Genomic DNA, 8,471 nt, shown 5'->3' with positions numbered 1-8,471 from the left:
CTGTTGGTTTGCACTGAATCCTGACCCAGGATTTGCATCGAATATTGACCCACCCTTTGGACCGGTTTTGGGGTTAGGTAGTGGGTGTTTGGGTCTTTTTTCTCTCCTTTTTAGGTTGTGTCGTGCTGTTCTTGAAACGATAGCTATCGTTTCCGGTTTCCACAATGTGGCAGTGATGCGTGAGCCTATCTAACAGGGCGGTCGTCATCTTCGCGTCGCCAAAGACACTTGCCCATTCCGAGAAGCTCAGATTGGTCGTGATGATGACGCTCGTGCGCTCGTAGAGTTTGCTAAGCAGGTGGAACAGCAAGGCGCCACCGTTCTGGCTGAATGGCAAATAGCCGAGCTCGTCGAGGATCACGACGTCGGCATACATCAGACGCAATGCCAGTTGACCCGGCTTTCCCACCAGCTTCTCTTGCTCAAGGGCGTTGACGAGCTCAATGGTCGAGAAGAAACGCACACGGCTTCGATCATGTTCGATCGCCTGTACCCCGATCGCTGTCGCCAGATGCGTTTTACCAGTGCCAGGCGAACCAGCAACATACTGCCCATCATCATGGCGACGACGTTGTCGTTCGCTATCCGTTTCATCCGCGCTTCGGCGAGTGCATCAACGTCATTGGGTTGAACCGATACAGGGGCGAGTCGTATCTGATCATCATGCAGCCCGACGGTACCCGCGCTCATCTTCCGCCGTGGATGACCTGGGAGGAAGCGACTCGAATGCATGTGGTTTCCCAGCCGGAGTTGCCGCATGCAGTATTGGTCGAACTACAGCGCCTGATTGACGCCGCTTTATCTTCCAGTGTGTCGTCAACACACGGGAGATACGGTGATGCGCAAACAGGTGATCAGGCAGAAGGATCTGTTCGAGGAGGCCAGCAACGAAAGGCTCTTGCCGACAGAGACGCTATCGGAAGTGGTGGCGCAGCTGGCACTGCTGATGCAATCGGTAATCGACGCGATCGAGACGGAGGTGCGCGATGAGCAAGATCCGCGCTGAACATCTTGCGCGCCGTGCGTGCGTGTACATCAGGCAATCAACGTTCGATCAGGTTCAGCACAACCGCGAGAGCCAGTTGCGCCAGTACGGGCTTGCGGATCGTGCTCGCGAGCTGGGCTGGCCCGACGTGTCTGTAATCGACGACGACCTCGGTCGTTCGGGTTCTGGTATCCATCGACCGGGGTTCGAGAAGTTGCTCGCCACGCTTTGCAGCGGCGAGATCGGTGCAGTATTCTGTATCGAAGCTTCCCGGCTCGCGCGCAACGGGCGCGACTGGCATACGTTGCTCGAATTCTGTCGGCTTGTCGGAACGATCCTGATCGACGAAGACGGAATTTATGATCCTCGGGAACCGAACGACCGGCTTTTGCTGGGTATGAAGGGCACGCTGTCCGAGATGGAACTATCGACGTTTCGCCAACGCTCTCAAGCCGCACTGGACCAGAAGGCCAAGCGTGGGGAGTTGTTCATGACGGTGCCGATTGGTTATGTTCGGGTCCCGAACAATCGAATCGAGATCGATCCGGATCGACGTATTCGTGAAGCGCTCGGCCTAGTCTTCCAGAAGTTTCGTGAGTTAGGTAGTGTCAGACAAGCCTTACTCTGGATCCGGCAAGAGAATATTGAGTTGCCGGCTGTCAGCTACGGTCCAGAGGGCCGCCATGTCGTCTGGAAACTGCCGATATATAACACCGTGTTGAAGATGCTAACGAATCCCACGTACGGCGGTGCCTACGCGTTTGGCAAGACCAAGACGATCGTGCGCATTGAGAACGGTCGCAAGCGTCTCTACAGCGGCACCCACGTCAACCGTGAGGATTGGCAAGTCTTGATCGTCGAGCATCATGCGGGCTACATTAGCTGGGACGAATACGAGAGCAATCGCAAATTGATTACCGACAATGCCAATATGAAGGGCAACATGGTCCGCGGTTCGGTTAAACGCGGCAGTTCGCTGTTGCCGGGTCTGTTACGTTGCGGTCATTGTGGACGCAAGCTGCATATTGCGTATTCTGGCACCAAAGGTGTGGTGGCCCGCTATCACTGCCGCGGCAGCATGCTGAATCACGGCGGTCCAAGTTGTATTTCGTTCGGCGCATTGCGTGTAGATCAGCGCGTGTCGGACGAAGTTTTACGCCGACTGGAACCATTGGGCATTCGCGCCTCGTTGGACGCTATCGAACGTAATCGCATGAGTGATGACGAGCGAGTGCGCCACAAGGAGCTTGCGCTCGAACAGGCACGTTATGAAGCCACCCGCGCGCGTCGACAGTACGATGCCATCGATCCGGACAACCGATTGGTCGCCGCAGAATTAGAGCGCCGCTGGAACGATGCGTTGGCAATACAAGCGCAACGGCAAGCCGAACTTGATGCGCTGCGCGAGCAGCCGGCGGATTCGCTCAGCAGCGCCGCGCGCGATGAGCTCATGAGATTGGGAACGGATCTGCCCCGGCTGTGGAATCACCCCGCTAGTGCCATCGACATCAAGAAACGTATCTTGCGCACCGTTCTCAAGGAGATTGTTGTCACGAAGCAGGACCACACCATCAGGGCGCTTCTTCACTGGCAAGGAGGAGACCACACCGAACTCGAATTCCAAACGAATCGTACTGGGCAACATCGCTGGGCCACCGACAGCAACACCATTGATATCGTTCGTGCGCTGGCAAGGACCCTCCCGGACCTATCCATTGCCGCGATCATTAATCGTCTGGGCAAACGCACGGCCAAAGGTCATTCATGGACAGCAGCGCGCGTTGGTATTTTGCGTCACGATCATTCGATTGCAGTCTATCGCGAAGGAGAGCGGCAGGAGCGTAATGAACTAACCGCAGCGGAAGCCGCAGCGTTTTTGCGTATCAGCGCGCCGACGGTTTTGCGCTTGATCCGCACGAAGCAATTGCCGGCTACACAGGCGTGCATTGGCGCGCCATGGGTCATACGTCGGGACGATATCGACGCGTATTACGCACGAATGGACTCGGCGGAAGGTCCGCAATCAGCGGATCCAAATCAACTATCTATTGATCTTCAATAACATAGGGAGGTGAGCATTATGTCTCGTGTCCGGGTCCGCCGACCAGGACTACGTTCTGAGCTGGTGCCACGAACTCACATCGGTGCAACTGACGCACGGTCGCTTCGTTGACGTCGCTGCATTTGAAGTCGAAACCGTTCAGATCCCGATATGCAGGGAAGCGAGCGACCTTCATCTGATACGCCAGAGAGCGTACCTCGCGAGCGGCCATTTCCGCTTTGAGCAATCCGGCCAGCACCAGAGACGCGGACTTGTAGGCAGGCGAATCCTGCGCGGCCAACTCGCCAAGCGCCTGGGCCATGCCGTGCAGCTTCAGTGACTTGAGCATCTCCATCATCGCGTCAGGCTGCATGATGATCCTCCCGGTCTCTCAGGCGGTCATAGCGGCTGACGTTGGCTTCGGGTTCGACCCGCAGGGCGAAGGCTTGTGGTGCCTGTAGCGGCGGCACTGGTGCCCCGTCAAGCAGCCGGCTCAGGAAGTTCAGAACTGTTTGCTTGGAGGGTGCTCCTGCTTCGAGGGCCAGTTCGACGGCGGTTAGCACGGCCTGCTCGTCGTGAAGCAGAACCAGCGCCAGTATCTCGACCATCTCCCGATCGCCGCCCGGGTGCTTCAAGAGGATTGCTTGCAACCGCTTAAAGCCCGCCGGGAACTCAGCGAACGGTGCGCCGTTGCGCAATGCACCGGGTTTGCGCTGCAAGACCGCCAGGTAATGACGCCAGTCGTAAATGGTTTCGCCACGATCATGGCTGCGGTTGATGCACCGGACGTGTTCGGCGATCACCTGACCTTCGGCGACGAAGACGAGCTGGGCCGCATACACATGCAAGCTGATAGGTCGGTTGGCAAAGGCAGCAGGCACGCTATAACGGTTGCGATCGAAACTCACCAGGCAGGTTGGCGAGACGAGCTTGGTGTGCTCGACAAAGCCGTCAAAGGCTTGTCCCACCGGCATGAGATGAGGGCGCTCGATCGACCATGCATCCCAGATCGTTGTGTCCTGCTCGGGATGCTTGGTCTGCTGCCAAAGCAAGACACATTGGTCGGCCAGCCAGTCGTTCAATGCAGCAAGCGAACCAAACGCCGGCACGCGTTGCCACAGCCGGTGACGGCTATCCTGAACGTTCTTCTCGATTTGCCCCTTCTCCCAACCCGAAGCCGGGTTGCAGAACTCGGCGTCAAACAGATAGTGACTGACCATGGCGCTAAAGCGCGCATTGACGTCCCTAAGCTTGCCGCGGCGGACCTTATCCACGGCGGTCTTCATATTGTCGTAGATGCCTCGGCGCGGAATACCGCCCCACGCCACGAACGCGTGGTGGTGTGCGTCGAACAGCATCTCGTGCGTCTGCAGTAAATAGGCGCGTAGGAAGAACGCTCGGCTATGACTGAGCTTGAACTGCGCGACCTGCAGCTTGGTGCGCTCGCCGTTGATGACGGCCCAGTCCTCGCTCCAGTCGAACTGGAAGGCTTCACCTAATGGGAAGCGCCTCGTTATAAGAAGGAAATGGCCTACCTCCCCAAATCTGCTGGCTGGTAGGCCGCACGACCTTCTCATTATGGGCGCGTGCTTTTCACAGAGAGTCGAGCCAGGTCAGCAAGTCCGGATTCCGCTTCCATCGCGGCGGCCGACCGGGCTTCGTTGATGGGTCGACCTGTTCGAGCGCCTTTCGCTTGGTATCCAAATTGGCGCGAGCGTAGTGATTGGTCGTGTCCAGTCGCACGTGCCCGAGGTAGCTACGGATCACCGTCACGTCGACACCGGCAGCGACGAGCTGAACTCCGACACTGTGACGCCACGTGTGCGGCGTGATTCGCTTTGCCGCGAGTGATGGCACGTGCAGCGAAGCTGACTGAACGTATTGCTTGAGCTTGAAGCGAACCCCGGCTGCACCGAGCGGCTGGCCGTATCGATTGACGAAGATGGGCTCGTCATCCGAACGCGGTTGTCGCCTCAACAGCGCCTTGATTATGTCCACCGTTTCCGGCCACAAGGGGCAAATGCGGCTCTTGCGTCCCTTGCCGAGCAGCTCTACCTGAGCGGGGGATTCAAAGCGGATGGCCCGCGGGCACACATCCAGCGCTTCCTGGATTCGTGCTCCTGTGTTGTACAGGAGCGCGAGCAACGCGTGATCCCTCTGTCCTTCCAGGCTCGATTGATCGGGCTCCCGAAGGACCGCCGCGATCTCCTCGGCATCCATGTAACACATGGCGGGCCGGGATGTCTTCTTGACCGGGATATATGCGATCTCTGCGCATTGCGCGATCGCCAGCGGCTCGCGATGGGCGACGAAAGTAAAGAAGCTATGGATAGCGGCAAGTCGACAGTTGCGCGTGCCGATAGACACCTTCCTGTCCTCCTCCAGATAATCGAGGAACGCGAGCACCTCGCTGGCCTGCAGGTCCGCCAGCGACAACTGTGTGATCTGCCGTCGCCCACGGCTGGCGGTAAATTGAAGGAACATCTTCCAAGTGTCGCGATATGAACATACCGTGTGATGGGAGAGATTCCTCTGCTTGCCCATCCATTCATGGAAGAATGCGTGCAGCAGAGAGGCGAATGAACTCGGTTTCATAGCATGCTCTCCCTCGTCTGGAGCGCTGTTGCGCCATTCTTGCGGAAGCGTTCGCCGGCCTCCTGCAGCAATTCTGGTGTGATGTTCAGATAAACCAGCGTCGAGCGGATGTCTTTGTGTCCGAGGTACGTTGCGAGGTAGGGAAGCTTGGATTGCGGGTTGACTCCTGACTTGTACCAGTCGCGCATCCGATGGCCTACCATCGTGTGTCGCAGATCGTGAATTCGCGGTCCGACTGCTCCGCGCGCGGGTTTGATCTCCGCTCGTCGCAGGACATCCGTCAGAACGAGCCGTATGCCGCCTACTGTGTAGCCGCAGTTTCGCTGTGGACTCCAGAACAGTGGGCTCTCGGGATTCGTTGGAGCACCGGCTTGCTCACGCAGGACAAGATAGTGCTTGAGCATAGCCATAACTCCAGGAGCCAGAGGTAAACGACGTCTTTTGAAGAACTTCGTCTCTCGGATGTCGATAGTCAGCTCGCATCGGTCGACGTCCCCGAGCACCAAACGCGCGATCTCGCCTCCCCGAAGCCCGGCGCAGTAAGCAAGCACGAGCATGGTGAAGAGGGTGACGGGACGCCACGGTGCCTTCGGGGAGGGATACAACAGCGCCGCCTGCAGAATGCGCTGTATCTCCTCGTCCGTGTAGATATAGGGGGATCGCTCTTGTTGCCGCGCCGAACGAGCTACCCCATCGCCGATGGACAAGATCGGCACCCGCGGGTCGATCCGGTGCATCGCCTTCGACACTGTGCGGCCTGCTCTCCGAGCTTCAAACAAATGGTACGGTGACGGTTCTTCCTCGCTCCAATGCTCAACGAGTTCGGCCAGCGTAAGCCCGGCCAGCTCGGGATGGTATTGCAGGAAACGATCGAAGCGCAGCAGTCTCTGCTCTTCGGTGCGATAGCGATAACCGAGGACGCGCATGTGTGCAATATGCTCATCCATCACTATTCCAAGGAAACTTCCGAAGCGAGGAAGCCGGCGCTGTTTCTGGAGTGCCGCGTTACTATCTTCACTGACGAGGGCTCGAACGATCGGCGTGGTGCGCGGGCCGTACTGCCGATGTAATTCTGCAAATGGGTTTGACGCAATCCGACCCTGGTCGTGCAGCCACTGGACATATCGCTCGATCAGGAGGGTTCGGTGATAGAGGATGTGCGCCGGCCACTTGAGACTGTGTTCCTTCAGCCATTGCTGCACGAGTGAGACGTCCGGTGAAGTAATCGCGCCATGGTTCGCGAGAAAGCTGTTGAAGTTGCATAGAATGTGCGCATAGTTCTTGTACGTGGCCGGATGGCGGAAGCGTTGCGCCCGCAAAAATCGCTCCACGGATGCCGCATCGATGGACGGTAAGTGAGTCATGGCAAAAATCCTCCTGGCAGATCGAGTCCGATTGTTCGCAGATCCTCGGTCGCAAGCTTCAGATACTCTGCGGTCGCCGCAGCAGACGTGTGACCCAACACATCGCCGATGATCTTGAGCGGCACACCAGATCGCAGCAAGCTCACGGCGCGTGCGTGGCGAAAGGCGTGGGGGCCTTTCCTTCCTTGTGGAGTGACTCCGGCTGCTCGCAGACGAGCGCTCGTGATGCAGTTGAGGATCGACCCGTTCTTGAACGGGCGGTGCGGTGTCTGGATACGCAGGAATATCTCTCGATGTACGCTTGGCGGGCGCGCCTTCTCCACGTATCGGAGCACAGCTTCGCCCGGTTCGCGTAGCAATGGAAGCTCGGAGTAGGTCCCTGTCTTTGAGTGGCGCACGCAAAGAACATCCCGCCTCCAGTCGATGTCCTCCAAGCGTAAATTGACGACTTCTGCAGCCCGTAGGCCGTAGGTCGACAACAGGATCAAGATGGCGTAGTCGCGTAGACCGACCGGTGAGAGATTCTTCCGAGTCACCTCCAGAACCCGCTGCACTTCCTCTGTTCGAAGGGCGACTGGAATGTCTTCGTGCTTATAGATGCGCGGCCCCATTACGGTGCCGGTGAGATCGATGGCGGTTCGGCCCGTGCGCCACAAGTGGCGAAGAAAATCACGGAGGCAGACGGTTCGATCTTCGATGGATCCGCGCCGTAGTCCGTCACAAGATTGCTTCAAGTACGCATCAAGATCGCGAACGCTCAAGTCCGCAAGACCCCGCTGATCTGCTCGCTGTCCAAGTGAAGTTAGGAATTGCAACGCATGCTTGGTGCGCTTGGCTCGTGTCAGTGGGTGCAGTCCACGCAGCTCGCGCAACCACGTGTCGTAGTCCTTGACGATATCGCAATGAAAGACTTCGAGAGCGCTGCGCGGTGGGTCCGGAACCGGCCATGCTCCATGCACAAGACGCAGCATCATATTGATGGCACCGGTGTATCGATGTCGCCATTTCTGAAACGGTGGCAACTCGCTGTACTGTTTCCGCGAGCGTCGATATTGCCCGCGCAAGAACCGCGTCACGTGCCCAGAACGAACGGATTCGATCGACAGTCCATTACGGTTGCAGTAATCCAGCAACTGACGTACACGAGCCGGATACCACCGCTGGATCCGTAGGGAATACCCCTCGGCCCTCAGATGAGCCAGCAGTTTCTCGATCAACATCTCATCAGTTGATAGCGGAGCGGACATGGGAACCTCCTCGGACATGACCAAGCCTGAGGATGCCACGTGCTCATAATGGAAAGCAGAATCGCGAAAAATTACGGGCTGCCCGGCGACTCGCCGATGTCCTTCCGATTACCGCCTCCTTCAGATTAGCCGAATAATCGCAAGCTTGCGATTATTCGGCGAGCGCAAAGGTCAGCGGCACAAAGGTGCCTCGACCAGCGGCTCGTGCGTGCTCCTGCTGCTCCTGGCGCCAGCGCCTC

Annotated in this window: 5 protein-coding genes and 3 pseudogenes; 2 read left to right on the top strand and 6 right to left on the bottom strand. The window is 57.9% G+C overall.

Annotated features, from left to right (window positions below; genetic code table 11):
* Positions 1-73: 73 nt before the first annotated feature.
* A pseudogene (locus tag JWR14_RS37130) lies at positions 74-544 on the bottom strand (ATP-binding protein); the annotation flags it as partial.
* Positions 545-838: 294 nt separating this feature from the next.
* On the opposite strand from JWR14_RS37130, the gene JWR14_RS37125 reads away from it, so the two are divergent.
* Positions 839-1,006, top strand: a complete 168-nt coding sequence (locus tag JWR14_RS37125; protein ID WP_299719544.1) for a hypothetical protein — start codon at positions 839-841, stop codon at positions 1,004-1,006.
* Positions 987-3,047: a recombinase family protein gene (locus JWR14_RS37120; protein ID WP_299719542.1), complete on the top strand. Its 2,061-nt coding sequence runs from the start codon at positions 987-989 to the stop codon at positions 3,045-3,047. Before JWR14_RS37125 ends, JWR14_RS37120 begins: the two co-directional genes overlap by 20 nt.
* A gap of 28 nt (positions 3,048-3,075) precedes the next feature.
* Here the strand turns inward: JWR14_RS37120 and JWR14_RS37115 are convergent.
* The 5 genes and pseudogenes from JWR14_RS37115 to JWR14_RS37095 form a co-directional block, all read right to left on the bottom strand.
* A pseudogene (locus tag JWR14_RS37115) lies at positions 3,076-3,399 on the bottom strand (ATP-binding protein); the annotation flags it as partial.
* A pseudogene (gene istA / locus JWR14_RS37110) lies at positions 3,389-4,522 on the bottom strand (IS21 family transposase); the annotation flags it as partial. The pseudogenes istA and JWR14_RS37115, both read right to left, overlap by 11 nt.
* A gap of 97 nt (positions 4,523-4,619) precedes the next feature.
* A complete protein-coding gene (locus JWR14_RS37105) occupies positions 4,620-5,621 on the bottom strand; it encodes a tyrosine-type recombinase/integrase (RefSeq protein ID WP_201130279.1) in 1,002 nt (333 codons plus the stop codon).
* A complete protein-coding gene (locus JWR14_RS37100) occupies positions 5,618-6,985 on the bottom strand; it encodes a tyrosine-type recombinase/integrase (protein ID WP_299719535.1) in 1,368 nt (455 codons plus the stop codon). The genes JWR14_RS37105 and JWR14_RS37100 overlap by 4 nt, the downstream gene beginning before the upstream one ends.
* Entirely contained in the window at positions 6,982-8,232 is a 1,251-nt protein-coding gene (locus tag JWR14_RS37095; RefSeq protein ID WP_299719533.1) for a site-specific integrase, read from the bottom strand. Before JWR14_RS37095 ends, JWR14_RS37100 begins: the two co-directional genes overlap by 4 nt.
* Positions 8,233-8,471: the final 239 nt, after the last annotated feature.

The sequence above is a fragment of the Caballeronia sp. genome (assembly GCF_028292365.1).
Taxonomy (GTDB): domain Bacteria; phylum Pseudomonadota; class Gammaproteobacteria; order Burkholderiales; family Burkholderiaceae; genus Caballeronia.
Note: the sequence above shows the minus strand (reverse complement) of the source record. Positions and strands in the feature narration are given on the sequence as shown.